Consider the following 26,005-nt stretch of genomic DNA (forward strand, 5'->3'; position numbering starts at 1 on the left):
CCTTGCTGGGCTTAGCCAGCGAAAAAGGCTACACTTCGCCTTTGAAAACTTCCGATCAAAATAAAAGAGGCGAAGTCCAACGTGGCTCAATTCGTTTATACCATGCATCGTGTCGGCAAAGTGGTTCCGCCGAAACGTCATATTTTGAAAAATATCTCGCTGAGCTTCTTCCCTGGCGCAAAAATCGGTGTCCTTGGCCTGAACGGCGCCGGTAAATCTACCCTGCTGCGCATTATGGCGGGCATTGATACCGATATCGAGGGCGAAGCCCGTCCGCAGCCTGGCATTAAAATCGGCTACCTGCCGCAGGAGCCTCAGCTGAATCCCGAACATACCGTGCGTGAATCCGTTGAAGAGGCGGTGAGCGAAGTGGTGAATGCGCTGAAGGGGCTGGACGAAGTGTATGCCAAATACGCTGAACCGGACGCCGATTTCGACAAGCTTGCCGCACAGCAAGGTAAGTTTGAAGAAATTATCCAGGCGCACGACGGCCATAACCTGAACGTACAACTGGAGCGCGCCGCGGATGCACTGCGTCTGCCAGAGTGGGAGGCGAAAATCGCCAACCTGTCCGGTGGTGAGCGCCGCCGCGTAGCGCTGTGCCGCCTGCTGCTGGAAAAACCAGACATGCTGCTGCTCGACGAACCGACCAACCACCTGGACGCCGAGTCCGTGGCCTGGCTGGAACGCTTCCTGCACGATTTCGAAGGCACCGTGGTGGCAATCACCCACGACCGTTACTTCCTGGATAACGTCGCCGGCTGGATCCTCGAACTCGACCGTGGCGAAGGCATTCCGTGGGAAGGCAACTACTCGTCCTGGCTGGAGCAGAAAGACCAGCGTCTGGCGCAGGAAGCCTCTGCGGAAGCGGCTCGCCGTAAATCCATCGAGAAAGAACTGGAGTGGGTGCGTCAGGGTGCGAAAGGCCGTCAGTCGAAAGGCAAGGCGCGTCTGGCTCGCTTTGAAGAACTCAACAACACCGAATATCAGAAACGCAACGAAACCAACGAACTGTTTATTCCACCGGGAACCCGTCTGGGCGATAAAGTCGTTGAAGTCAGCAACCTGCGTAAATCCTACGGCGATCGCGTGTTGATTGACGATCTGAGCTTCTCGGTACCGAAAGGCGCGATTGTCGGCATCATCGGTCCGAACGGCGCGGGCAAATCCACCCTGTTCCGCATGATGTCAGGTCAGGAACAGCCGGACAGCGGCAGCATCACCCTCGGTGAAACGGTGAAACTGGCCTCGGTTGATCAGTTCCGTGACAGCATGGATAACAGCAAAACCGTGTGGGAAGAGGTTTCCGGCGGTCTGGATATCATGAAGATCGGCAACACCGAAATGCCGAGCCGCGCCTACGTCGGTCGCTTTAACTTCAAAGGTACGGACCAGGGCAAACGCGTAGGTGAGCTGTCCGGTGGTGAACGTGGTCGTCTGCACCTGGCAAAACTGCTGCAGGTAGGCGGTAACGTGCTGCTGCTCGATGAACCAACTAACGACCTGGATATCGAAACCCTGCGCGCGCTGGAAAACGCCCTGCTGGAGTTCCCGGGCTGCGCGATGGTTATCTCGCACGACCGTTGGTTCCTCGACCGTATCGCAACCCACATTCTGGATTACCAGGACGAAGGTAAGGTCGAATTCTTTGAAGGTAACTTTACCGAGTACGAAGAGTACAAGAAACGCACCCTCGGCGCCGATGCGCTGGAGCCGAAGCGTATCAAGTACAAACGTATCGCGAAGTAATTAACGCTGAATGCCGGATGAGCGTAGCGCCATCCGGCATTTCAGTCTCAGTCCTGCTCGCCCATCATCTCTTTCACCAGCTCCACGCAGCGCAGGAATCGTCCGTCGTAATCCGGCTCTTTCACATGCACAAACTCAATGTTGTTGGCGTTGAGCATTTCGACCAGTAGCGTCTGAAACTCTTTACGAGCAACCGAACTGCCGAGGCTGCGCAGACCGTCCGCTACCCATGGCGTGTTGTTTTCCAGCAGGATCACCAGGTGGAAACGGTATTCATCAATCAGCGCCTGCACAAACGGGTGTTCGCGGCCTTCGTATTTTTTACAGAACGCCTGCGTGGTGACGAAATCGGTATCGACAAACGCGACTTTGTTTGCATATTTTACTGCAAAATCAATATATTGCGCATGGCCAAGCGCTATTTTGTCGTAATCAGAATACTGCAACGCCATCTCATCGCCGCCGAGATGCGAAAAAACATAGTCGCGACCATATTCCCAGGCGCTGGTGGTGTTGAAGATATTGGCAAGCTTGTTCACCAGCGTCGATTTACCGCTCGACTCGCCCCCCAGCACCGCCACCGTGCGCACGAAGAACGGTTTCACTTCCGTCGGGATGTATTCCCAGTAGCGGAACGGGTTCTCACGGATCTGCGCACCGCTGATGTTCATGAAGGTACGCTTCGGATCGATGAGTACCGTTTCAACACCCAGATGCTTCAGATATTGCGGTGCATCCGCTTCTTCAGAGGTGTAGATCCAGTTCGGTTCGATCCCTTTCTCCTCCATGAAGGCGTGAATGCCCCGGCTCCAGACGTCCCAGCCGTGCGGATAGGGCTCCATTCCCTCTTCATTGAAAGCATGAATGCGGATGTTCTTCTGGTACTTAAAAGTTTGCAGCAGCCAGCGCAGGCGATCCGGCACCGTTGGTTGCTGGGACATGGCGCTGTCTTCGAACAGCTCACGATCACGCGTGTCGTCATAACCCATGATGATATGCAGTTCATCCACCTGGCTACAGGCACGCTGGATCAGGTAGATATGACCGGTATGCAGCGGATAAAACTTACCAAACACCACGCCGATGTTTTTCTCACGGCGCGGAAACTCAAGCCCCAGAAAACGGTGCAGGGCTTCCAGCTTTTGCGCGCTGGGGCTTTTGATTTTGGCATTCAGCAACTGGCTTAAATAGCCTTTGGTCATGCCGCTGGCATCCGCCACCTGCTGCAGGGTGCAGCCTTTCTGACGGATGGCGGTTTTCAGATAGTCAAATGACGACATGAATGCCCCTGTGAATTGAAGTTGTGCTTTGTATTATAAGTCGTCAAAGACACTTAACGCATCAGAGAGTTTTTTCACACCAAAGACTTGCATCCCTTCCGGGACTTTTTTCGGCACGTTGGCGGCAGGCACAATCGCCCGACGGAAACCGTGTTTTGCCGCTTCGGAAATACGCTCCTGGCCGCTCGGCACCGGACGAATTTCGCCCGCCAGACCGACTTCGCCAAAGACGACTAAATCCTGCGGCAATGGTCTGTCGCGCAGGCTGGAGACCATCGCCAGCAATAATGCCAGGTCAGCGCTGGTTTCAGTGACTTTTACGCCGCCAACCACGTTGACGAAAACGTCCTGATCAGCCATTTGCAGGCCGCCGTGACGGTGCAGCACCGCCAGCAGGATAGCCAGCCGGTTTTGCTCCAGCCCCACCGCCACACGGCGCGGGTTCGCCATCATGGAGTGATCCACCAGCGCCTGAATCTCGACCAGCAGCGGACGCGTGCCTTCCCACACCACCATCACCGAACTGCCAGAGGTGACTTCATCGCCCCGGCTTAAGAAAATCGCCGACGGGTTGCTGACTTCCCGCAGCCCCTGTTCAGTCATAGCAAATACACCCAGCTCGTTGACCGCGCCAAAGCGGTTCTTATGGCTGCGCAACGTACGGAAGCGGGAATCGGCGTCACCGTCGAGCAATACAGAACAGTCGATACAGTGCTCAAGCACTTTTGGCCCGGCCAGCGAGCCGTCTTTGGTTACATGGCCGACCATCACGATCGCCACACCGCGGGTTTTGGCGAACCGCGTCAGATAAGCGGCGGTTTCACGCACCTGCGCCACGCTGCCGGGCGATGACTGGATATCCGCCATGTGCATCACCTGAATGGAGTCGATGACCATCAGGCGCGGCTGTTCTTCGTCGGCGATCAGGCAGATTTGTTCAATGCTGGTTTCAGACAGCATATTCAGGTTTGCCGTTGGCAGACCGAGACGATGCGCGCGCATCGCTACCTGTTGCAGCGACTCTTCGCCGGTGACATACAGGGTTTTCATCTGCTCTGCGAGGCGACACAGCGTCTGCAGCAACAGCGTGGATTTCCCCGCGCCGGGGTTGCCGCCAATCAGGATCGCACTGCCTGGCACAACGCCGCCGCCCAGCACGCGGTCAAACTCTTTAAACCCGGTGGAGAAACGCGGGAGCGCTTCCAGGCTGATGTCTGACAGCTTCTGGACTTTCGACGGGCCAGCGCTGCCCGCATAGCCGCTCAGACGCTCGTTACGCGCTACCGTGGGCGAAGCGGCAATACGCACTTCGGTGATCGTGTTCCAGGCATGGCAGGCGCTACACTGCCCCTGCCAGCGCGGATAATCCGCACCACACTCGTTACAGACAAATGCGCGTTTCGGTGCTTTCGCCACAGAGACCTCTTACTTTTGATTCAGGCTGCCGGAGAGAATGCAGAAGATCCCCATCAGGTCAGCGTGACGGATAGACACTTCCGTCTGTTCATTAACTTTTGGTTTTGCATGATAAGCAATGCCAAGACTGGCGGCTTTGATCATCGGCAGATCGTTGGCGCCATCGCCCACGGCGACCGTTTGCCCATCCGGAATTTCAAATTTTGCCGCCAGACGCTTCAGGGTATTGGCTTTATACTTCGCATCGACGATATCACCGATCACGTGACCGGTGAGTTTGCCGTCGATGATTTCCAGTTCGTTGGCGACCACGCTGCTGAGGTGCAGTTTATCGCGCAGGTATTCAGCAAAAAAGGTGAAGCCGCCGGAGGCGATCGCCACATGCCAGCCCAGCGCATGGAGCTTCAGCACTAGTTGCGTCAGCCCAGGCATTAACGGCAAACCGTCACGAACCTGGCGTAGAATAGCGGCGTCGGCCCCTTTCAGCGTCGCCACGCGGCTGCGCAGGCTGGCGGTAAAATCCAGCTCGCCGCGCATGGCGCGCTCGGTGACTTCCGCGACCATGTCGCCGGTGCCGGCCAGTTTTGCGATTTCGTCGATGCATTCAATCTGAATGGCGGTCGAATCCATGTCCATCACCAGCAGACCAGGGCTTTTAAGGTGCGGAATTTTACCCAGCGGCGCGACATCCAGCCCGGCATCGTGAGCCAGACGCGTGGCGCGTGGCGTCAGCGAACCGGCCAGGCGGATGACCTGGTAATCTTCCACACACCAGGCGGAGACGATGACCATCGCCGCGCCCAGCGTGCGCTGATAGGTCGTCAGACGTTTTTTATCCAGGCCGCGGCCGTACAACAGCCAGCCGCTGCGGCCAGCATGATAATCGAGCGGCATCACTTCATCGCCGCTTAATGAAAGCGGCAATCCGGGCCACAGAGAGACGTCTTCAGAAAGATCGCACCAGGTCAGACTGTTCGGCATTACAGCTCCACGCATCAACAAACAGGTAAGGAAAATAACGCATGAGGCTACCTTGTAACCAGCGCTTCTGGCAACATTAAGCTGCAAATTTTCAAAGGTGGAATATGGTTCGCGCAAAACTGAAATTTCGGCTGCATCGCGCCGTGATCGTTCTGATATGTCTCGCCCTGCTGGTTGCCCTGATGCAGGGGGCCTCCTGGTTCAGCCAGAACCACCAGCGGCAGCGTAATCCGCAGCTGGAAGAACTGGCGCGGACGCTGGCCCGCCAGGTGACGCAGAACCTGGCGCCGCTGATGCGTACAGATAATCCGGATGAAAAAAAGATCACCCATTTGCTGACGCAACTGACGACGGAGAGCCGCATTCTTGATGCGGGCGTCTACGACGGACAGGGCGATCTCGTTGCCCGCGCCGGGGAAGGCGTCAACGTGCGCGACCGGCTGGCGCTGGATGGCAAAAAAGCGGGCGGCTATTTTAACCAGCAAATCGTCGAACCGGTGCAGGGAAAAAACGGCCCGCTCGGCTATCTGCGCCTGACGCTGGATACCCACACGCTGCCAACGGAAGCCAGGCAGGTGGATAACACCACCAATATTCTGCGGCTGATGCTGCTGTTGTCGCTGGCGATTGGCGTGGTGCTGGCGCGAACACTGCTGCGCGGCAAACGCACCCGCTGGCAGCAGTCCCCTTTCCTGCTCACCGCTAACAAGTCGGTGCCGGAAGAGGATGAGAGCGAGAAGAAAGAAGGATGATAGAATCAGGGCTCGTTTCAGAAAGGAAATCTGCCATGTCGACGCTCCGTCTGCTTATTTCAGACTCTTACGATCCCTGGTTTAACCTCGCGGTGGAAGAGTGTATTTTCCGCCAGATGCCTGCCACTCAACGCGTGCTGTTCCTGTGGCGCAACGCCGACACGGTAGTGATTGGCCGTGCGCAGAACCCGTGGAAAGAGTGCAACACGCGGCGCATGGAAGAAGACAACGTGCGCCTGGCGCGTCGCAGCAGTGGCGGCGGTGCGGTCTTCCACGATCTGGGCAACACCTGCTTTACCTTTATGGCAGGGAAACCGGAATACGATAAAACCATTTCCACTGCCATCGTGCTGAAAGCGCTCAACGCGCTTGGCGTGACGGCGGAAGCCTCCGGGCGTAACGATTTGGTGGTCAAAACGCCGGAAGGCGATCGCAAAGTTTCCGGCTCCGCTTACCGGGAAACCAAAGACCGCGGCTTCCACCACGGCACGCTGTTGCTGAACGCCGATCTCAGCCGCCTGGCTAACTACCTGAATCCTGATAAGAAAAAGCTCCAGGCGAAGGGGATAACCTCCGTGCGCGGTCGCGTGGCGAATCTTATCGAACTGCTGCCGGGGATCACCCACGAGCAGGTTTGCCAGGCAGTCACCGCCGCCTTTTTTGCTCATTACGGCGAGCGGGTAGATGCGGAAATCATCTCCCCGGACAAAACGCCGGACCTGCCTAATTTCGCCGAAACCTTTGTCCGCCAGAGCAGTTGGGAATGGAACTTCGGCCAGGCGCCTGCGTTCTCGCATCTGCTGGATGAGCGTTTTACCTGGGGTGGTGTCGAGCTGCATTTTGATGTCGAAAAAGGTCATATCACCCGTACGCAGGTGTTTACCGATAGCCTTAACCCGGCGCCGTTAGAAGCGCTGGCGGCACGGTTGCAGGGCTGTCTTTACCGGGCGGATATGTTGCAACAGGAGTGCGATGCGCTGTTAGGGGATTTTCCGGAGCAGGAAAAAGAGTTGCGGGAGCTGTCGGCATGGATTGCCGGGGCCGTGCGGTGACAAAAATAGGCCGGGTAAGGCGAAGCCGCCACCCGGCACTCACACTGAAACTACTCTTTATCGCCCAGCAGAACGGATTCCAGCGCGATTTTAATCATGTCGTTGAACGTGGTCTGACGCTCAGCCGCCGTGGTCTGTTCGTGCGTACGGATATGGTCAGACACGGTGCAGATGGTCAGCGCTTTCGCACCGAATTCCGCCGCCACGCCGTAAATACCCGCCGCTTCCATTTCCACACCCAGAATGCCGTATTTTTCCATGACGTCGAACATGGACGGGTCCGGCGTGTAGAACAGATCAGCCGAGAAGATGTTGCCGACGCGGGCATCAACACCCAGCGCTTTCGCTGCATCGACCGCGTTACGCACCATGCCAAAATCCGCGATAGCGGCGAAGTCATGATCTTTGAAACGCAGGCGGTTCACTTTGGAGTCGGTGCAGGCACCCATGCCAATCACCACGTCACGCAGTTTCACGTCCGGACGCACCGCGCCGCAGGAACCCACGCGAATGATTTTCTTCACGCCGAAATCGGTGATCAGCTCTTTGGTGTAGATGGAGCAGGACGGAATACCCATGCCGTGGCCCATCACGGAGATTTTGCGGCCTTTGTAAGTACCGGTGTAGCCCAGCATGCCGCGAACATTGTTCACTTCGCGGAAGTCTTCGAGGAAAGTTTCTGCAATATGCTTCGCACGCAGCGGATCGCCCGGCATCAGTACGACGTCTGCGAAATCACCCATTTCTGCGTTAATGTGGGGGGTAGCCATTCTTAATTCCCTTATTAGTATGTTGTTTATGCCGGGTGGCGGCTACGCCTTACCCGGCCTACAAAATCGCAGGCCCGGCAAGCAAAGCGCCGCCGGGCAATGATCTTAAAACATGGCCTTGCCATATTCCATCGGCGATGTGCCAAAGTAGGTTGCCAGCGTCTGACCGATATCGGCAAACGTCTCGCGATGACCCAGAGAACCGGCTTTCACTTTTGGCCCGTAAACCAGCACCGGAATGTGCTCACGGGTATGGTCGGTGCCTTTCCAGGTCGGATCGCAGCCGTGGTCCGCAGTGAGGATCAGCAGGTCATCTTCACCGACCAACGCCATCAGTTCCGGCAGACGACGGTCGAACAGTTCCAGACCAGCAGCATAACCCGCGACGTCGCGACGATGACCCCAGGAGGAGTCGAAATCGACGAAATTGGTGAAGACAATGGTCTTGTCGCCCGCCTCTTTCATCTCTTTGATCGTGGCGTCAAACAGCGCGTCCAGCCCGGTGGCTTTCACTTTTTTAGTGATGCCGCAGTTGGCGTAGATGTCGGCGATTTTACCTACCGAAACCACCTGGCCGTCTTTTTCATCGACCAGTTTCTGCAACACAGTCGGTGCAGGCGGTTCGACTGCCAGATCGTGACGGTTGCCAGTACGCTGGAAATTGCCCGGTTTGTCGCCGATAAACGGACGCGCGATCACGCGGCCAATGTTATAGCCGCCTTCAGTCAGCTCTTCGCGGGCGATTTCGCACAGCTCATACAACCGGTCGAGGCCAAAGGTCTCTTCGTGGCAGGCTATCTGGAAAACCGAGTCTGCGGAAGTATAGAAAATCGGTTTCCCGGTTTTCATGTGCTCTTCGCCGAGCTGGTCCAGGATCACCGTCCCGGAAGAGTGGCAGTTCCCGAGGTAACCCGGCAGATTCGCGCGTTTCACCAGTTTATCCAGCAATTCCTGCGGGAAGCTGTTTTCGTGATCGGAGAAGTATCCCCAGTCAAACAGTACCGGCACACCAGCGATTTCCCAGTGGCCTGACGGGGTATCTTTCCCGGATGAGAGCTCGTGCGCCCAGGCGTACGCGCCAATGACGTCCGCATTGCCATCCAGACCCGCAGCGATTTTACCGGTTGAGCCTTCGTGGGCTTTCGCCAGGCCCAGACGGGTCAGGTTCGGCAGATTCAGCGGACCTTTACGACCATTGTCAGCGTCCCCTTTGGCGCAGGCTTCCGCGATATGGCCGAGGGTGTCTGAACCCACGTCGCCAAAGCGGTCGGCATCTTCAGTAGCACCGATGCCGAAGGAGTCCAGCACCATAATAAATGCACGTTTCATCAATCTTTCTCCGTACTCTATGCGCTGCAAAAAAGCGATCAGATCAGTATATCGTTACTCGGTAATGCGGCGATAGACTGTTGGTGTCTCTTTTGGTGCTTTTTCACCGACGCTAATTGCCGCTTTAACGGCTTTCGCCGCGTCCTGCCAGCGGGTTTCGTCTGCCGCGTGGATCACCGCCAGCGGGCGCTGTCCGTCAATACGGTCACCCAGACGTACCATCTCCGTGAAGCCGACGCTGTAGTCGATGGTGTCAGACGCCTGACGACGACCACCCCCCATCGACACGACAGCCATGCCCAGCGCGCGGGTATCCATCTGGCTGACGAAGCCTTCAGTATCAGCGTAGACTGCTTTGCTCAGCGTTGCCGTCGGCAAGTAGCTACCATAATTTTCCACAAAATCAGTCGGCCCCTTCTGCGCCGCCACCATGCGACCGAAGGTTTCTGCCGCTTTGCCGTTGTCGAGTACCGCCTGCAGTTTTGCACGCGCGTCGGCGTCATCTTTCGCCAGCTTGCCTGAGATCAGCATCTCGACGCACAGCGCCATGGTGACGTCAAACAGGCGCGGATTACGGTATTCGCCCGTCAGAAACTGCACCGCTTCACGCACTTCGACCGCGTTACCGGCGCTGGAGGCCAGCACCTGGTTCATGTCGGTCAGCAGCGCCGTGGTGCGCACGCCTGCACCATTGGCTACGCCAACGATCGCTTCGGCAAGCGCTTCTGAAAGTTCATAGGTCGGCATAAACGCGCCGCTACCGACTTTCACGTCCATCACCAGCGCGTCCAGCCCTTCCGCCAGTTTTTTGGCGAGGATCGACCCGGTGATCAGCGGGATGGAATCCACCGTCGCGGTAATATCGCGGGTGGCATAAAAACGTTTGTCCGCCGGCGCGAGGGAACTGGTCTGGCCGATAATCGCGACGCCGACATCTTTAATAATTTCGCGGAAACGGTTGTCGTCCGGGAAGATGTCAAACCCCGGGATCGCTTCCAGTTTATCGAGCGTACCGCCCGTGTGCCCCAGGCCGCGCCCGGAGATCATCGGCACATAGCCGCCACAGGCCGCGACCATCGGGCCGAGCATTAACGAGGTGACGTCACCCACGCCGCCGGTGGAGTGTTTGTCTACAATCGGACCGTTGAGATTCAGGCTCTTCCAGTCCAGCACGGTTCCTGAATCCCGCATCGCCATGGTCAGCGAGACACGTTCCGGCATGGTCATGTCGTGGAAGAAGATGGTCATTGCCAGCGCGGCAATTTGCCCTTCCGAAATGGTGTTATCGCGAATGCCGTTGATGAAAAAGCGAATTTCTTCATCGCTGAGTGCGTGACCATCACGCTTTTTACGAATTATTTCTTGTGCGAGAAACAAGGTAACCCCCAGGGGAAAAGAGTAGAAGGCTATTCCAGGCCGGGCAAGCAACGCGCCACCCGGCCATTAAGGCTTAATAAGCGCTTGCGCTCTTGCCGTCGCCGTGACCCAGCGCCTTCAGCAGGCTTGCCAGCAAGCTGGATGCGCCAAAACGGTAGTGGCGGGAATCCGCCCAGTCGGCACCGAACAGTTCGTCGGCAATCGCCAGGAATTGCTGTGCGTCTTCTGCGGTACGTACGCCGCCCGCTGGTTTGAAACCGACGGTTTTCTGCACACCCATATCACGGATAACTTCCATCATGATGCGCGCGCTTTCCGGGGTGGCGTTCACCGGCACTTTACCGGTCGAGGTTTTGATAAAGTCCGCACCGGCTTTGATCGCGATTTCAGATGCTTTACGAATCAGTCGCGCTTCTTTCAGTTCGCCGGTTTCGATGATCACTTTCAGCAGCACGTTTGCCGCCGCACAGGCGTCTTTGCAGGCTTTCACCAGATCAAAACCAACCTGCTCATTGCCCGCAATCAGCGCGCGATACGGGAAAACCACATCCACTTCGTCTGCGCCGTAAGCGATGGCCGCGCGGGTTTCCGCCAGCGCAATGTCGATGTCGTCGTTACCGTGCGGGAAGTTAGTGACGGTTGCGATACGCACATCCGGCGTGCCCTGCGCGTTTAAGGTTTTACGCGCAACAGGGATAAAACGCGGGTAAATGCAGACAGCCGCGGTGTTGCCCACCGGTGTTTTTGCCTGATGACACAGGGCGATGACTTTTGCATCGGTATCGTCTTCGTTCAGGGTGGTCAGGTCCATCAATTTCAACGCGCGCAGGCTGCTTGCGGTTAAATCGGTCATGTTTATCTCCGGATTTCAATTTTCACCATGCGGGTCTGTGATAATTCTAACACTGACCCACGATTACACATCGATCTTCATCACAGTTAGTGAAACTTACATTCATCATTGCATTTTCATAACGCGATGCAGATCACTATTTATTGCCTTTGGAGCGGAACTGGATCAAAAGTCCCACCCGGTGTTTTTCCTACAATGCCCCTCATGCCCATGCGCCTGAGGAACCGCTATGTCTGACTCTTTTGAGCAACGATGCCAGCAGATTGTGACCAGCTTACGTTTATCTCCTGAACAAAAACGCCATTTTTTAGCGCTGGAGGCAGAAAATGCGCTTCCCTGTCCTGCCCTTCCGGCAGAGGCCCGTGCGGCGCTGGATGACGGGGTGATCTGCGATATGTTTGAAGGCCACGCGCCGTTTAAACCGCGCTATGTTCTGCCTGATTACGAACGCTTTCTGGCGAACGGTTCAGAATGGCTGGAGCTGGAAGGCGCGAAAGATCTGGATGACGCGTTGTCGCTTCTGACGATCCTCTACCACCACGTTCCTTCCGTCACCTCGTTGCCGGTCTATCTCGGTCATCTTGATGCGTTGCTGCAACCATATGTTATAATTCTAACACAAGAGGCGATCGATATTCGAATAAAACGTTTCTGGCGCTACCTCGACAGAACCCTGCCGGATGCCTTTACACATGTGAACATCGGCCCTGCCGACACGCCGGTGACGCGCGCCATTCTGCGTGCGGACGCAGAGTTGAAGCAGACGGCGCCAAATCTGACCTTTATTTATGATCCACAAATTACGCCGGACGATCTGCTGTTACAGGTGGCGAAAAATATCTGCGAGTGCAGCAAACCGCACATTTCCAACGGCCCACAAAATGATAAAATTTTCACAAAAGGCCAGTATGGCGTGGTCAGCTGTTACAACTCGCTACCGCTGGCGGGCGGTGGCAGCACACTGGTACGGCTGAATCTGCAACAAGTTGCACTGCGCAGCGACTCCATCGACGATTTCTTCACCCGCGTTTTGCCCTGGTACTGCCAGCAGCAAATCGCCGTGATTGACGCCCGCTGCGAATTTCTTTATCAGCAATCACACTTCTTTGAGCATAGCTTCCTGGTTCATGAAGGGCTGATCGATCCGGGTCGTTTTGTGCCGATGTTTGGCATCTATTCACTGGCAGAAGCGGTCAACGTGTTGTGTGAAAAAGAGGGGCTTGCCGGGCGCTACGGTAAAGACGAGGCAGCCAATGCGCTGGGTTACCGCATCAGCGCACAGCTGGCGGCGTTTGTTGAAAATACACCGGTCAAATATGGCTGGCGGCAGCGCGCCCTGCTCCATGCGCAGTCCGGGATCAGTTCTGACGTCGGCACCACGCCGGGCGCGCGATTGCCTTATGGCGATGAGCCGGATCCGGTAACGCATCTGCGTACCGTTGCGCCGCATCACGCCTGGTATCCGGCTGGGATCAGCGACATTCTGACGCTGGATGAAACCGTCAAACGCAATCCTCAGGCGGTGGTACAACTGTGTCTCGGGGCATTCAAATGCGGTATGCGCGAATTTACGGCAAACGTCAGCGGTAACGATCTGGTGCGCGTCACTGGCTATATGGTGCGCCTGTCAGACCTCGAGAAATACCGCGCCGAAGGTTCCCGCAGCAATACCACCTGGCTCGGTGAAGAAGCGGCGCGCAATACGCGGATCCTGGAACGACAACCGCGAGTGGTCAGCCATGAGCAGCAGATGCGCTTTAGTCAGTAAAATCATCCCCTTTTCCTGTGTTGACGGGCCGGGGAGCCGTCTGGCGCTGTTCCTGCAGGGCTGTAATTTGCGCTGCCGGAACTGCCACAACCCGTGGACCATTGGCCGCTGCGATCACTGCGGAGAATGTGTGGCGCATTGCCCGCACGAGGCGCTGACCCTGCAAGCGAGCCGGGTGGTCTGGCAGGAATCACGCTGTCAGCAGTGCGACACCTGCCTGCAATGTTGCCCGCAACAGGCCACGCCGATGGCGCAAACCCTGGATGAGGAAACCGTCATCAACCACATCGCTGCCGCCGAACCGTTTATTGAGGGGATCACCATCAGCGGCGGCGAGGCGACAACCCAGTTGCCGTTTGTGGCAGCCCTGTTCCGGCGCGTGAAGCAAACGCCAGCCCTGCGCCATCTGACCTGTCTTATCGACAGCAACGGTGAACTGGGGCTTTCCGGGTGGGAAAAACTGCACCCGGTGTGCGATGGCGTGATGGTGGATCTCAAAGCCTGGGGCGACGAACACCACCGCTGGCTGACCGGGCGCGACAACGCGCGAATCAAAGCCAGTATTCGCTGGCTCGCGCAGCATCAGCGGCTGAGCGAACTGCGTTTGCTGGTGATCCCGGAACACAGTGACTATCTGACTTCGATTGAACCGCTGAGCGCGTTTATTGCTGCGCTGGGCGACGTGCCCGTGCGTCTTAACGCGTTTCATGCGCATGGGGTGTATGGCGAGGCGAAAAACTGGCGTAGCGCCCGGCCAGACGACATTCAGGCGCTGGCCGACGCGCTACAGGCCAGGGGGATAACGCAGCTTATCCACCCGGCCCTGTACTTATAGTGCGAGGAATACCCCGGCGATGGTGGCGCTCATCAGGTTAGAGAGCGTTCCCGCCGCCACGGCTTTCAGCCCCAGTTGGGCAATATCATGGCGACGGTTTGGCGCCATGCTGCCCAGGCCACCAATCAGAATGGCGATGGACGACAGGTTAGCAAAACCACACAGGGCAAAAGAGATGATGGCCTTGGTGTGAGCGGAAATCACCTGCAGACCCGCCGCCGCGACGGCCGCATCCTCTTTCAGATATTCACCAAAGTTCATGTAAGCCACAAACTCGTTGATGATCAGCTTCTGACCGATGAATGACCCGGCAACGGTCGCTTCATGCCATGGCACGCCGATGAGCCAGGCGATCGGCGCGAACACCCAGCCAAGCAGCAGTTGCATGGAGAGCTGCGGATAGTCAAACCAGCCGCCAATCCCGGAGAGGATCCCGTTCAGCAGGGCAATCAGCGCAACAAACGCCAGCAGCATCGCGCCCACGTTGAGCGCCAGTTGCATACCGGACGCCGCCCCGGAGGCAGCCGCGTCCAGCACGTTAGACGGACGATCACTATTGTTGCCCTGTGCCTCGAGGTCTGGCGCATCGTTCGGGGTTTCAGTTTCCGGCAGCATGATTTTGGCAAAAAGCAGACCACCTGGCGCCGCCATAAACGACGCGGCAATCAGGTATTCCAGCGGTACACCCATCTGCGCATACCCGGCAAGCACCGAGCCCGCGACGGACGCCAGCCCGCCGCACATCACCGCGAACAGCTCAGAGCGGGTCATGGTCGCAATATACGGACGCACCACCAGCGGCGCTTCCGTCTGCCCGACGAAGATATTCGCGGTGGCGGACAGCGATTCGGTGCGCGACGTTTTCAGCACCGCACGCAGCGCGCCGCCGAGAATGCGGATCACCAGTTGCATAATGCCGAGGTAATAGAGCACGGCAATAAGCGAGGAAAAGAACACAATGACCGGCAGCACACGCAGGGCAAAAATGAAGCCGCCGCCACCAAAGAGTTCGAACATTTTGTCAGAAACCAGACCGCCAAACAGGAAGCCGATCCCTTCATTGCCGTAAGCGATGACGTTAGCCACGCCTTCAGACATCGCCAGCAGCACACGGCGCCCGGCAGGTACATAGAGGATCAGCGCACCGATGCCAACCTGAATTAACCATGCGCCCAGCACGGTACGCAGATTAATGGCCTTTCGGTTACTGGAGAGGAGCACAGCGATAGCAAGAAGCGCCACCATGCCAATGAGTCCCATGAGGATTTGCATACAGAGTCCCTGTAAAATGGATAGTGTTATCAGCGAACCCGCCGATTATAACGATCCGTTACAATTCTGCTTGCCTGATCTCACAATTTTGGCGCAACAATAAGCGATCAATACCTGAGAATGGGATCTACATCACTTTAACAAAGCATTCATAGACCATCGAATAACATTTCCGTGTTACGAATCAATGTATTAGCAATAACTTGCGGCGATTCGGGGCGCAGTTCACACAGGGTGGTAAACACCCGAGCCGCTTGTTCGGGACGGTTCGGCATCCCCTGGAAGCCGTTCAACGGCATGTCGGGCGCATCGGTTTCCAGCAGTAGCGCGCTGAGCGGCAGCCGGGCGATCACATCACGGGTTTTGCTGGCGCGTGGGTAAGTAATCGTACCGCCAACGCCAATTTTATAACCGAGATCGACAAACCGCTCAGCCTGTTGCAGGCTCCCGGAAAACCCGTGCACTACGCCGGTTCGCGGCACGTTGTGGCGCTTAAGGTGCAGCGCCAGCTTGTCGTGCGTACGGCGCGAATGAAGAATGACCGGCAAATCAAAACGCTTCGCCAGTTTCAGTTGTTCATCCAGCAACGCCTGCTGCTTTGCGAATTGCGGATCCTCGCGGTAGAGGTCGAGACCAATTTCACCCACCGCCACCAGTTTTTTCGGCCGCGAAGCCAGCAGGGATTCCAGCGACGCCAGGCAGGCGTCCGTATGCTGTTCTATGACGATCGGATGCAGCCCCAGCGCGGCATACACTGGCTCATGCTGTTCCGCCAGTTGCAGCACCCCGGCAAAGCGGGAGGATTCCGTCGCCGGCACGATAATTTTACCGACGCCCGATTCCGCCGCGCGCCGCAGGCTACGCGCTTCGTCACCGGTAAACGGTGGAAAATCGAAATGGCAATGGGTGTCGATAAAACGGTAAGTCACGCCAGATCCTCGTTATCAAAGCTCGCATCGTTGGCCTGCGGGATGTCCAGCAACGGCGGAACAGTCAGTGCTTCATTCGCCACCGGCGCAGGAACCACAATGCGCGGTTTGTGGCGGTGCAGCGGCGGTTGCTCTGCCAGCAGTTTGCCGACTGTCGCCAGGAAATAACGCCCGCACAAGCGGCCCGTTTTGTAGTCCATGCGCAGCGCCGGAAGGCGGCTTCCCAGCGCCATGCTGTTCAGCGGTTTCGGCGGATAAATTTCGAAAATCCGCAACTTACCCGGCGGCTTCTCAATGAATTTCTGCATGGCGAGATAGGAGGTTTCATGTTGCTGCACCAGATTGACCAGCGGTTGCAGGCTGCTGTCGCCCAGCCAGCGCTCCATTCGTTTGAACCATTGTGGCGTGTAGTACATTTGCGACGGTACGGTGCGGATCACAACGATGGTTTTCGCGCCGCGCCGTGCGGCTTCCTGCACCGGGACGGCATCGCTGATGCCGCCATCCAGATAACTGACGCCATCCAGCAGTACGCCGCTGCGGTAAAACCCGGGGATCGCACTGGAGGCGCGGATCAGATCCAGCCAGGTTTTACTGGTCGGGGAAAAATAGTTGGCAGTGTAATCATCGCCGCGGCAGGCGCACATATAAAATGCTTTGCCAAGTTCAAACTGCCCGGCCGCGTAGTCCATCGCCAGCGGCATTTTGCTGGCGGTCTCGGCCACCAGCCAGTCGAGATCAATAAGATTGCCGCCACGCACAAAGCGCATCGGGTTAAAAAATTCGCGGGAGGTAGTATAGCGGGTGATCACCTTGCGGGCGTAACCCGGCTGATTGCACAAATAAGCGGAAAGGTTTTGTGCACCAGCGGAGGTGCCAAAGTAGAGGTTGAAGGGGTTAAACTGAGCGCGCATAAACTCATCCAGCACCCCGGCCGTAAAAATACCGCGTTGACCACCGCCTTCACACACCAGCGCCAGTGGCCCCGGTTGAAAGGACTTCACGGTTAATGGCGCAATTGTGCCAAGCGTTACGGGAATTCGCTGCCCCACTCTGCTTTCCTGTTTGATGTTGTTATTCCTTCACCATAACGCAGTTTTTTCTCGCCTTAAACCAGTAAAGCCAGTCACGAGGACTGGCTTTTGTTACAACAGATTAACGTGCGCTATGGACGCCGGCGTCCCATAAACAGACTGACCAGGAACAGGATGATACCGACGATAAAGACGATTTTTGCCGCACCTGCCGCTGTACCGGCCAGACCACCAAAGCCCAGCGCGGCGGCAATTAACGCGATAACCAGGAAGATAATGCCCCAACGAAACATACGATTCTCCTTTACCATAGTAAGTGTCATACGTGGCTATGAGTGCTCAGGCGACTCACAGTAGATCGCTTTCTTGTGGTACATGCGCCCCACACACCTGTCCGGGACGCATATTCTGAGAACTGATTACTGCACTTTGAGATCGTTCTTGACGCTTTTCACGCCATCGATCGCTTTGGCGATGCTTTCCGCGCGCTCACTTTGCGCCTGGGACTCCACCGTCCCGGACAGTTGCACCACCCCATCGGTGGTTTCAACTTTCACTTTGCGCGACGGAACGACATCATCAGCCAGCAGTTTGGCCTTGATTTCACTGGTGGTCGCCGCATCACCCGCATAGCCTTTCACCGATTGTGATTTGCTGTCGCGGACGTGCAGTTTGTCGCTGACGGAAGCAACGCCTTCAACACCTTTGGCGACGCTCACCGCCTGTTCGGCCTGAGACTGGCTTTCAACGAACCCGCTCAGGGTGACGACGCTCTTCTCAGTCTTAACGGAGATATCGGTACTCTTAATCGATTCATGATCGACCAGCGCGGCTTTCACCTTCGCCGTGATTGCGCTGTCATCCATGAAATTTCCGACCTTATTCATCGAACTGTCGATTTTTTGCCCTGCGTTATCCGCAGCGGATCCCGCTTTGCTGGTCGTTGATTCAGCCAGCACGGAACCGCTCATCACGGCAGTACCCAGCATCACTGCCAGCAGAGTTTTCGAATTTTTCAGTTTTATCATTATGATCGCTCCTGTCCTGTGGTTTGCTCGCAATCAGCAAGGCTATTGCTGAGCCGCAAAAATTGCGCCTCTGGTCAGCTGTTAATGTCGCGATGATAAAATTCGATGGTTTAACAAGCTACTAAACACGATTTGATTAGGGTATTAAACCAGTGAATTTGTCATCACAATGTTAAATATAGATCACAATTGCGTAATGCGAGGGGATTTAAGAACAATCCGCAAGAGGTTAATAAAACTGGAAATAAACAGGCACGGCGGATGCCGTGCCTGGCGGGAAGGATTAATGTTCGCGTGTTTTGCGGAACTGCACGTCAGGGTAACGCTCCTGCGTGAGGTTCAGGTTGACCATCGTCGGCGCGATGTACGTCAGGTTGTCGCCACCATCGAGCGCCAGCTGGATTTCGTTCTTACGCTTAAACTCTTCGAATTTCTTCACGTCGGTGGATTCCACCCAGCGAGCGGTCGCCACGTTGACAGATTCGTAAATCGCTTCAACGTTGTATTCGCTCTTCAGACGCGCAACCACCACGTCAAACTGCAGCACACCGACCGCGCCGACGATCAGATCGTTGTTGGCAATCGGGCGGAACACCTGTACCGCACCTTCTTCAGACAACTGAACCAGCCCTTTCAGCAGTTGTTTCTGCTTTAACGGATCTTTCAGGCGAATACGGCGGAACAGCTCCGGCGCGAAGTTCGGGATCCCGGTGAACTTCATCATTTCACCCTGAGTGAAGGTATCGCCAATCTGAATGGTGCCGTGGTTGTGCAGACCGATGATGTCGCCCGGATACGCCTCTTCAACGTGCGAACGGTCACCCGCCATAAAGGTCAGCGCATCGGAGATCACCACGTCTTTGCCAATGCGCACCTGGCGCAGCTTCATGCCCTTTTCGTATTTACCGGACACCACACGCATAAACGCCACGCGGTCGCGGTGTTTCGGGTCCATGTTGGCCTGAATTTTAAAGACGAAGCCGGTGAATTTCTCTTCTTTGGCTTCCACTTCACGGGTATCAGTTTTACGCGGCATTGGCGCAGGCGCCCACTCCACCAGACCGTCAAGCATATGGTCGACGCCAAAGTTACCCAGCGCAGTCCCAAAGAAGACCGGCGTGATTTCCCCGGCAAGAAACAGCTCTTTGTCAAATTCGTTAGACGCACCCTGTACCAGTTCCAGTTCATCACGCAGTTGCTGCGCCAGATCGTCACCGACGGCGCTGTCGAGATCCGGGTTGTTCAGCCCTTTGACAATACGCACTTCCTGAATGGTGTGGCCTTTACCGGTCTGGTACAGGTAGGTTTCATCTTTATAGAGATGATAAACGCCTTTAAACAGCTTGCCGCAGCCGATAGGCCAGGTGATTGGCGCGCAGCCAATCTTCAGCTCGTTTTCCACTTCATCCAGCAGTTCCATGGGATCACGGATGTCGCGGTCGAGTTTGTTCATGAAGGTCAGGATCGGCGTATCGCGCAGACGGGTGACTTCCATTAGCTTACGGGTCCGGTCTTCAACGCCTTTCGCCGCGTCGATGACCATCAGACAGCAGTCAACCGCCGTCAGCGTACGATAGGTATCTTCAGAGAAGTCTTCGTGCCCCGGGGTGTCGAGCAGGTTGACCAGGCAGTCGTGATACGGAAACTGCATCACAGACGTGGTGATAGAAATACCACGCTGTTTTTCCATCTCCATCCAGTCGGACTTCGCATGCTGGTTTGAGCCACGGCCTTTAACCGTACCGGCCGTCTGAATGGCCTGTCCGAACAGTAATACTTTTTCGGTGATGGTCGTTTTACCGGCATCCGGGTGGGAGATGATGGCAAAAGTGCGGCGTTTCGCCACCTCTTGCAAATAAGGAGACAACGTCATAGTTAAAGTCTTCTGTGTAAGCGCACGGCGTCAGGCCGTGCACGAGAATCGAAAAATGCGGCTATTTTACTCAAGACCGAAGGTCAGACAATCATTGTTTACACAGGAGTTGCTCCAGTTCATTTAAGGTGCTGACCGTCCACGTCGGCTGGATACCTTCCGGCTGCTCGCGATGGTGCGCATTCAGCCAGCAGGTCGCGAGACCGGAATTGATGCCGCCGAGAATGTCTGACGCGGCGGTATCGCCCACCATCAGCACCCGCGAACGGTCGGGATGACCCGCTTTTTCCAGCGCGTAATCAAAGATGCGCGGATCCGGTTTCGCGACGCCCACCTCTTCGGAAATAATCAGTAAATCAAAATGATCGCGAAGCCCGGTACGCTCCAGGCGAATTTGCTGCAGCGAGGTGAAACCGTTGGTGATGATCCCCATTTTCACCTTGCCCTGCAGGGCATTGAGTAGCGAAACCGCGCCCGGCAGCGGTGCGCAAATCTCCGCCATGGCGTTCATAAACGCATCATTGAGATCGCCCGGCGGCACGTTCAGACGCGCAGACCAGTCCTGAAAGCGCTGGTGTTGCAACTGCAGCGACGTGATCGCGCCGTTCTGATAATCGACCCACAGCGGTTTATTGACGGCCTGGTAGTCCTGGAAATCTTCGGCGGTAAAAGTCACGCTATAGTCGAGAAACATCCGCTGTAAGCCGGTAAAAGAGTCAAACGTAAACAGCGTTTCATCGGCATCAAAGAAAATCCAGTCCCACTTCATCGTATCACCTTGTGTCTTACATACTTATTGGCAGAGCCATAATAATGGCGTCTTCGCGTCCCTCTGCGGTGGGGTAATAGTTCTTGCGAATGGTCGCCTCGTTGAAGCCTAAGCTTTCATAGAGTGCGATGGCGGCGACGTTAGACGCACGAACCTCCAGCCACAGCGTGACGACGCCGTGTTTTTCCAGCGCGTCGATCAGATGTTCCAGCAGCGCCCGTCCCAGCCCGTGGCGCTGGTAAGCGGGATCCACCGCGATATTAAACAGGGTCGCTTCATCCAGCACGACCTGAGTGATCGCAAATGCCGCTATCTCGTTTTCCGTTTCCAGTTTGAGGTTGAAATAACGGTCGCCCTGATTGCTGGCAAAGGTTTTTTCGCTCCACGGAAAGGCGTGAGCGCGTTTTTCAATCTGCCACGCGCGGGGCAAATCAGCCGTGCTGAGGGAAGAAATCGTGTTCATGAGCACAAATTTGTTGCCATAGCGCCATGCGCGCTTCCGCACTGGCCCGTAATTCATCGAATGCAGGCGTCGATACCTGCGCCCCCTCCAGCGAAACGGCGGCGGGCGCTCCCAGCAACCAGCTGTTAGCACGACTGCCCTGTGGCAGCATCACGGCGCGCTCCGGCGTCAATTGCAACACCTGGTCCGGTGAGAGCATTAACGCGCGCAGCACATCGCTGATGAAAGGATCCGCGAGATCGGGCAGCGTCTCAGCCACCATCACCAGCCGCACATGCGGTGGAATTGCTATCGCAATCTCCCCCTGCAATGCGCCCGGACGACGCAGCGACCACTGAGTGATACCCAGTTGCTGTAATTGCCAGTCTCGTCGGGATGTCATCACGCCATTCTCCTGTCTGTCAGGCGCCGAAATATAGCAAATTCGTCGAACTTGCGCCAACAAACCACTATAATCGCCGCCGTCGTTAATTGAGGATTTAGCCATGTCTGCTTTTACCCCGGCAAGTGAAGTCTTGCTGCGTCACAGTGATGATTTCGAACCACGCCGTATTCTGTTTGCCGGTGATCTGCAGGACGATCTCCCCGCTCGCCTTGAGACCGCCGCCAGCCGCGCGCATACCCAGCAGTTTCACCACTGGCAGGTGCTGAACCGCCAGATGGGCGATGACGTTCGCTTTAGCCTGGTGGCGGACGCGACCGATGTGGCGGATTGCGATACGCTCGTCTATTACTGGCCAAAAAACAAGCCCGAAGCGCAATTCCAGCTGATGAACCTGCTGTCGCTGTTGCCAGTGGGCACCGATATTTTCGTGGTCGGCGAAAACCGCAGCGGTGTACGCAGTGCCGAGCAGATGCTGGCCGAATTCGCACCGCTCGCTAAAATCGACAGCGCGCGCCGCTGTGGTTTGTATCACGGTCGCCTCGACACCCAGCCTGCGTTCGACGCTAACGCTTTCTGGAGAGAATATCACCTCGATAATCTGACGATTAAAACCCTGCCGGGCGTTTTCAGCCGCGATGGTCTCGACGTCGGCAGCCAGTTGCTGCTCTCCACGCTGACGCCTCATACCAAAGGCAAAGTGCTGGATATCGGCTGTGGCGCCGGTGTGCTGGCCGCAGCACTCGCCAGCCACTCGCCGAAAGTGCGCTTAACATTGTGCGATGTCAGCGCACCAGCAGTGGAAGCCAGTAAAGCGACCCTGAGCGCGAACGGCATTGAAGGCGACGTGTTTGCCAGCAACGTCTTCTCTGAGGTGAATGGTCGCTTTGATATGATCATCTCCAACCCGCCGTTCCACGATGGCCTGCAGACCAGCCTTGACGCCGCGCAAACGCTGATTCGCGGCGCGGTGCGTCATCTGAATAGCGGCGGCGAGCTGCGCATTGTCGCTAACGCCTTTCTGCCCTACCCGAACGTGCTGGATGAAACCTTTGGTTTTCATGAGGTGATTGCCCAGACCGGGCGTTTCAAAGTTTACCGCGCCATCATGACGCGTCAGGCGAAAAAGTAAGATTTCAACGTCACGGGGCCGATCGCCCATTTTTGCAGCGATCGGCAAAACCCCCACAATTAACTATTGACGAATAGCGGAAAACCACTAGAATGCGCCTCCGTGGTAACGATTCTTTCATAGAGTCGATGGTATGCGAAGGTGGCGGAATTGGTAGACGCGCTAGCTTCAGGTGTTAGTGTCCTTTCGGACGTGGGGGTTCAAGTCCCCCCCCTCGCACCATAATCCACGCAAATATCGCTCGCACTGTGCGAAGGTGGCGGAATTGGTAGACGCGCTAGCTTCAGGTGTTAGTGTCCTTACGGACGTGGGGGTTCAAGTCCCCCCCCTCGCACCAACGAGGCGATATACAAAATAAGATGACTGTGCGAAGGTGGCGGAATTGGTAGACGCGCTAGCTTCAGGTGTTAGTGTTCTTACGGACGTGGGGGTTCAAGTCCCCCCCCTCGCACCAATTATCTTATCTCCTGCTTTTCCTTTCTTATGCTTTATCCCAGCAGTTTCATATTCAGCATGATCAGCATCATTCCGCCGATCAGCGCGACGCATGACGGCAGCAGAACGTAATGGCGCAGCTTGTGGTGCCAGATCATCAATGATGCCAGCAGTAACCCCACGACGATAAGCCCACGCCAGGTCTCCGCAGAAAGATCCGCAAACCCGAGTGCGGCAATGATGCCTCCCGGGATCAACATGCCCCAACCACTTCCTAATGCGCGCTGCAACATGGTTTTGCCTCTCACATCGATAATGATAACCAATAGCATATGATAATTTTTATCATTTATCGCTTTGAGATGCAATGCCGCTTAACTTTACGTAAGCAGTAATGACAGTTCTCCAGGAAGGTGATAAATTGTGCACCTGACATAAATACATTCGATTCTCTAATGTTTTGCCATGCCTCTTATTTGCATGGTGGCTTTCTTCATCTTTGGCGCCGTGGTTTTTTTAATATTCAGATTACTAACGATATATTCTATGACAGCACACGCCTGGCAATCTCTGCGCAGCAAAAAATATCGGCTCTCTTTGCGGTTATTTTTATTTCTTAATTTATTTTCAGCATTCTTTTCTCTGCTGAGCCCGCTCTACAGCGTGTATAGCAGCATCCTGCCGGTGGCGACGATCGCGGTGGGCAGTAGCCTGATATTGTTATGGCACTGGCGTTTTCCACAAAAGAAAATAAACCTTTTATGCATATCTTTAGCAGCAGGTTGTTTGTGGGCATGGCATGTGGGGGTAAAAACTCTCGAGCTGCCGGCGAATAATACGAGTTATGTGATTATCGCGTTATTAACGATTCTTTTTATTGGAACCATTTCTTTTTCTAATAACATCAGAGCGTTTACGCTGAATTCATTGCCGGTGGTAATCACATGTCTGGTCGTCAGCCATGGCGAGCAGTGGATCCGCATGCTTTATTGTTTTGTGCTGCCACTGGTGGGCGTCTCCATCCATTACGTCATTCAGAAACGTTACGATAAGTTTGCCCAGCAACTGATGTATCAGCTTATTGCAGAACGAGAAACGCTGAATGATCTCAGCATGCTCGATCCGCTGACCGGCCTGTACAACCGCCGCGGGCTACAACACCGTCTGGACGAGCAACTGGCGCAGAACACGGAAGATCACTACGTGATGCTGCTCGATATCGATCATTTCAAAGCTTATAACGATCACTATGGCCATATGATGGGCGATAAAGCCCTGATCCGCGTTTCTGCGGCGATTCGCAACGCCGTGCGCTCGCGGGATATCGTCGCCCGTTACGGGGGAGAAGAGTTTATGGTGCTGCTGCCGCAAAGCGACGCCCAGAGCGCGATGCGTACCGCCGAGCGGATCCGCCAGCAAGTGTACGATTTGAAAATCCCGCATATGTTCAACGAGAGCGTGGCGACCAATGTGACGATCAGCATTGGCATCGCGCCGCTGATTGCCAATAACATTAATCTCGCGCTGGAAAATGCCGACCGGGCGCTTTACGAAGCCAAGCATTTGGGTCGCAACAATATCCTCACCAGTGAGCAGTTCACCCCCGCGTGACGCCCTCCCCGTCACGCGCTGGCGATAAAAGCCGCGCTGGCGATAAAAGCCTTGCGATTGTATTTATCTATAGCTAGGATTGGCAATCATTATCATTTAGATTTGTATCCAGCAATCCTATGGCATTTCGTTCCGCGACACTGGCAGCCGACATCATCTGGCGAACCCCGCTTCCTTCACCGGAAAGCGCGCTGGCGGCGTCGGTGCGGGAAAAAATCGCTGAACTGCGCCCGCATTTGCTGGATTTTGTTCGTCTTGATGAAACACCGCCGCATCAGGCGAAAACCCTGGCGCAGTGGACTCGCCCCGGCGAACTAAGCTCCCTGCTGGCGATCTATTCTGACCATATTTACCGTAATCAGCCGACGCTGACCCGCGAAAACAAACCGCTGATTTCGCTCTGGGCGCAGTGGTACATCGGCCTGCTGGTGCCGCCGCTGATGCTGGCGCTGTTAACCGAAGCGCAGACCATCGCGCTCTCCCCGGAACATTTCCATGTCGAATTTCATGAGACCGGCCGCGCGGCCTGTTTCTGGATTGACGTTCACCATGATCGTTTTACCAGCCAGCTATCGCCTGCCGATCGCATGGAAACGCTGATCACGCGCGCGCTGATGCCCGTCGTCGATGCGCTGGCAGCGACCGGTGAGATCAATGCGAAGCTTATCTGGAGCAATACCGGTTACCTGATCCACTGGTATCTGGGAGAAATGAAAACGCTGTTAGGTGATGAACTGCTTGATACGCTGCGCCATCGCTGCTTCTTTGAAAAGCAGCTTTCCGATGGGCAGGATAATCCGCTCTGGCGCACCGTGGTGCCACGCGACGGTTTACTGGTTCGCCGCACCTGTTGCCAGCGTTACCGCCTGCCGGATGTCCAGCAGTGCGGTGACTGTACGCTGAAATAACCAAACA

Annotated in this window: 25 protein-coding genes and 3 tRNA genes; 11 read left to right on the forward strand and 17 right to left on the reverse strand. The window is 55.9% G+C overall.

The window, feature by feature from the left end; translation table 11 throughout:
• Positions 1 to 81: 81 nt before the first annotated feature.
• On the forward strand, positions 82 to 1,749 hold the full coding sequence (gene ettA, locus QMG90_RS18270) for an energy-dependent translational throttle protein EttA (protein WP_054178289.1): 1,668 nt from the start codon (positions 82 to 84) through the stop codon (positions 1,747 to 1,749).
• 47 nt (positions 1,750 to 1,796) lie between these two features.
• On the opposite strand, the gene nadR is transcribed toward ettA, so the two are convergent.
• Genes nadR through serB form a run of 3 tightly spaced genes read right to left on the reverse strand, consistent with a single transcriptional unit; the run spans position 1,797 to position 5,426 of the window.
• Positions 1,797 to 3,029 carry a multifunctional transcriptional regulator/nicotinamide-nucleotide adenylyltransferase/ribosylnicotinamide kinase NadR gene (nadR, locus tag QMG90_RS18275; RefSeq protein ID WP_283281061.1) on the reverse strand — a complete coding sequence of 411 codons (1,233 nt, stop codon included), beginning with the start codon at positions 3,027 to 3,029 and terminating at the stop codon, positions 1,797 to 1,799.
• Between the two features lie 33 nt (positions 3,030 to 3,062).
• A complete protein-coding gene (radA, locus tag QMG90_RS18280; RefSeq protein WP_283281062.1) occupies positions 3,063 to 4,445 on the reverse strand; it encodes a DNA repair protein RadA in 1,383 nt (460 codons plus the stop codon).
• A gap of 9 nt (positions 4,446 to 4,454) precedes the next feature.
• Positions 4,455 to 5,426 carry a phosphoserine phosphatase gene (serB, locus tag QMG90_RS18285; RefSeq protein WP_283281063.1) on the reverse strand — a complete coding sequence of 324 codons (972 nt, stop codon included), beginning with the start codon at positions 5,424 to 5,426 and terminating at the stop codon, positions 4,455 to 4,457.
• A gap of 104 nt (positions 5,427 to 5,530) precedes the next feature.
• Here serB and QMG90_RS18290 point away from each other — a divergent pair, with 104 nt between their 5' ends.
• Both QMG90_RS18290 and lplA read left to right on the forward strand, forming a co-directional pair.
• On the forward strand, positions 5,531 to 6,178 hold the full coding sequence (locus QMG90_RS18290) for a YtjB family periplasmic protein (protein ID WP_283281064.1): 648 nt from the start codon (positions 5,531 to 5,533) through the stop codon (positions 6,176 to 6,178).
• A gap of 35 nt (positions 6,179 to 6,213) precedes the next feature.
• The gene (gene lplA / locus QMG90_RS18295; protein WP_283281065.1) at positions 6,214 to 7,230 is read left to right on the forward strand and encodes a lipoate--protein ligase; all 1,017 of its coding nucleotides are present in this window, start codon (positions 6,214 to 6,216) and stop codon (positions 7,228 to 7,230) included.
• A gap of 50 nt (positions 7,231 to 7,280) precedes the next feature.
• Here lplA and deoD read toward each other — a convergent pair whose 3' ends face one another.
• From deoD to deoC, 4 genes are all read right to left on the reverse strand, one after another.
• A complete protein-coding gene (deoD, locus tag QMG90_RS18300; protein ID WP_283281066.1) occupies positions 7,281 to 8,000 on the reverse strand; it encodes a purine-nucleoside phosphorylase in 720 nt (239 codons plus the stop codon).
• Between the two features lie 105 nt (positions 8,001 to 8,105).
• On the reverse strand, positions 8,106 to 9,329 hold the full coding sequence (gene deoB / locus QMG90_RS18305) for a phosphopentomutase (protein WP_283281067.1): 1,224 nt from the start codon (positions 9,327 to 9,329) through the stop codon (positions 8,106 to 8,108).
• Between the two features lie 54 nt (positions 9,330 to 9,383).
• Complete coding sequence (deoA, locus tag QMG90_RS18310; protein ID WP_283281068.1) at positions 9,384 to 10,706, reverse strand: thymidine phosphorylase; 1,323 nt, start codon at positions 10,704 to 10,706, stop codon at positions 9,384 to 9,386.
• Between the two features lie 73 nt (positions 10,707 to 10,779).
• Positions 10,780 to 11,559 (reverse strand): deoxyribose-phosphate aldolase, encoded by a 780-nt coding sequence (gene deoC / locus QMG90_RS18315; RefSeq protein ID WP_283281069.1) that lies wholly within the window; start codon positions 11,557 to 11,559, stop codon positions 10,780 to 10,782.
• A gap of 229 nt (positions 11,560 to 11,788) precedes the next feature.
• Between deoC and QMG90_RS18320 the strand changes: the two genes are divergently transcribed.
• Both QMG90_RS18320 and QMG90_RS18325 read left to right on the forward strand, forming a co-directional pair.
• Entirely contained in the window at positions 11,789 to 13,327 is a 1,539-nt protein-coding gene (locus tag QMG90_RS18320; protein ID WP_283281070.1) for a YjjI family glycine radical enzyme, read from the forward strand.
• The gene (locus tag QMG90_RS18325) at positions 13,299 to 14,162 is read left to right on the forward strand and encodes a YjjW family glycine radical enzyme activase (RefSeq protein ID WP_283281071.1); all 864 of its coding nucleotides are present in this window, start codon (positions 13,299 to 13,301) and stop codon (positions 14,160 to 14,162) included. The genes QMG90_RS18320 and QMG90_RS18325 overlap by 29 nt, the downstream gene beginning before the upstream one ends.
• On the opposite strand, the gene QMG90_RS18330 is transcribed toward QMG90_RS18325, so the two are convergent.
• The 9 genes from QMG90_RS18330 to QMG90_RS18370 form a co-directional block, all read right to left on the reverse strand.
• Positions 14,157 to 15,434: a NupC/NupG family nucleoside CNT transporter gene (locus QMG90_RS18330; protein WP_283281072.1), complete on the reverse strand. Its 1,278-nt coding sequence runs from the start codon at positions 15,432 to 15,434 to the stop codon at positions 14,157 to 14,159. The genes QMG90_RS18325 and QMG90_RS18330 overlap by 6 nt on opposite strands.
• A gap of 149 nt (positions 15,435 to 15,583) precedes the next feature.
• A complete protein-coding gene (locus tag QMG90_RS18335; RefSeq protein WP_283281073.1) occupies positions 15,584 to 16,363 on the reverse strand; it encodes a TatD family hydrolase in 780 nt (259 codons plus the stop codon).
• Positions 16,360 to 17,415 (reverse strand): patatin-like phospholipase family protein, encoded by a 1,056-nt coding sequence (locus QMG90_RS18340; protein ID WP_283281075.1) that lies wholly within the window; start codon positions 17,413 to 17,415, stop codon positions 16,360 to 16,362. The genes QMG90_RS18335 and QMG90_RS18340 overlap by 4 nt, the downstream gene beginning before the upstream one ends.
• 113 nt (positions 17,416 to 17,528) lie before the next feature.
• The gene (locus QMG90_RS18345) at positions 17,529 to 17,690 is read right to left on the reverse strand and encodes a DUF1328 domain-containing protein (protein WP_007373037.1); all 162 of its coding nucleotides are present in this window, start codon (positions 17,688 to 17,690) and stop codon (positions 17,529 to 17,531) included.
• A 126-nt stretch (positions 17,691 to 17,816) separates the two neighbouring features.
• Positions 17,817 to 18,431 carry a molecular chaperone OsmY gene (osmY, locus tag QMG90_RS18350; protein WP_283284000.1) on the reverse strand — a complete coding sequence of 205 codons (615 nt, stop codon included), beginning with the start codon at positions 18,429 to 18,431 and terminating at the stop codon, positions 17,817 to 17,819.
• 277 nt (positions 18,432 to 18,708) lie between these two features.
• Positions 18,709 to 20,298: a peptide chain release factor 3 gene (gene prfC / locus QMG90_RS18355; protein ID WP_283281079.1), complete on the reverse strand. Its 1,590-nt coding sequence runs from the start codon at positions 20,296 to 20,298 to the stop codon at positions 18,709 to 18,711.
• Between the two features lie 91 nt (positions 20,299 to 20,389).
• Positions 20,390 to 21,067, reverse strand: coding sequence for a pyrimidine 5'-nucleotidase (gene yjjG, locus QMG90_RS18360; protein ID WP_283281081.1), 678 nt, complete (start codon positions 21,065 to 21,067; stop codon positions 20,390 to 20,392).
• Positions 21,068 to 21,083: 16 nt separating this feature from the next.
• Entirely contained in the window at positions 21,084 to 21,530 is a 447-nt protein-coding gene (gene rimI, locus QMG90_RS18365) for a ribosomal protein S18-alanine N-acetyltransferase (protein ID WP_283281083.1), read from the reverse strand.
• Positions 21,499 to 21,912, reverse strand: a complete 414-nt coding sequence (locus QMG90_RS18370; protein ID WP_283281085.1) for a DNA polymerase III subunit psi — start codon at positions 21,910 to 21,912, stop codon at positions 21,499 to 21,501. Before QMG90_RS18370 ends, rimI begins: the two co-directional genes overlap by 32 nt.
• Positions 21,913 to 22,015: 103 nt before the next feature.
• Between QMG90_RS18370 and rsmC the strand changes: the two genes are divergently transcribed.
• The 4 genes from rsmC (at position 22,016) to QMG90_RS18390 (ending at position 23,498) form a co-directional block, all read left to right on the forward strand.
• Positions 22,016 to 23,044, forward strand: coding sequence for a 16S rRNA (guanine(1207)-N(2))-methyltransferase RsmC (rsmC, locus tag QMG90_RS18375; protein ID WP_283281086.1), 1,029 nt, complete (start codon positions 22,016 to 22,018; stop codon positions 23,042 to 23,044).
• Positions 23,045 to 23,179: 135 nt separating this feature from the next.
• A tRNA-Leu gene (locus QMG90_RS18380) sits at positions 23,180 to 23,266 on the forward strand.
• Between the two features lie 28 nt (positions 23,267 to 23,294).
• Positions 23,295 to 23,381 (forward strand) — tRNA-Leu (locus QMG90_RS18385).
• Between the two features lie 30 nt (positions 23,382 to 23,411).
• Positions 23,412 to 23,498 (forward strand) — tRNA-Leu (locus QMG90_RS18390).
• 34 nt (positions 23,499 to 23,532) lie between these two features.
• On the opposite strand, the gene QMG90_RS18395 is transcribed toward QMG90_RS18390, so the two are convergent.
• Positions 23,533 to 23,772, reverse strand: coding sequence for a DUF1435 domain-containing protein (locus QMG90_RS18395; RefSeq protein WP_283281088.1), 240 nt, complete (start codon positions 23,770 to 23,772; stop codon positions 23,533 to 23,535).
• 253 nt (positions 23,773 to 24,025) lie between these two features.
• Here QMG90_RS18395 and QMG90_RS18400 point away from each other — a divergent pair, with 253 nt between their 5' ends.
• A complete protein-coding gene (locus QMG90_RS18400) occupies positions 24,026 to 25,090 on the forward strand; it encodes a GGDEF domain-containing protein (protein ID WP_283281090.1) in 1,065 nt (354 codons plus the stop codon).
• Between the two features lie 119 nt (positions 25,091 to 25,209).
• Complete coding sequence (gene fhuF, locus QMG90_RS18405) at positions 25,210 to 25,998, forward strand: siderophore-iron reductase FhuF (RefSeq protein ID WP_283281092.1); 789 nt, start codon at positions 25,210 to 25,212, stop codon at positions 25,996 to 25,998.
• The last annotated feature ends 7 nt before the right edge of the window (positions 25,999 to 26,005 follow it).

Origin of the sequence: Trabulsiella odontotermitis, from assembly GCF_030053895.1 — a bacterium.
Taxonomy (GTDB): domain Bacteria; phylum Pseudomonadota; class Gammaproteobacteria; order Enterobacterales; family Enterobacteriaceae; genus Trabulsiella; species Trabulsiella odontotermitis_C.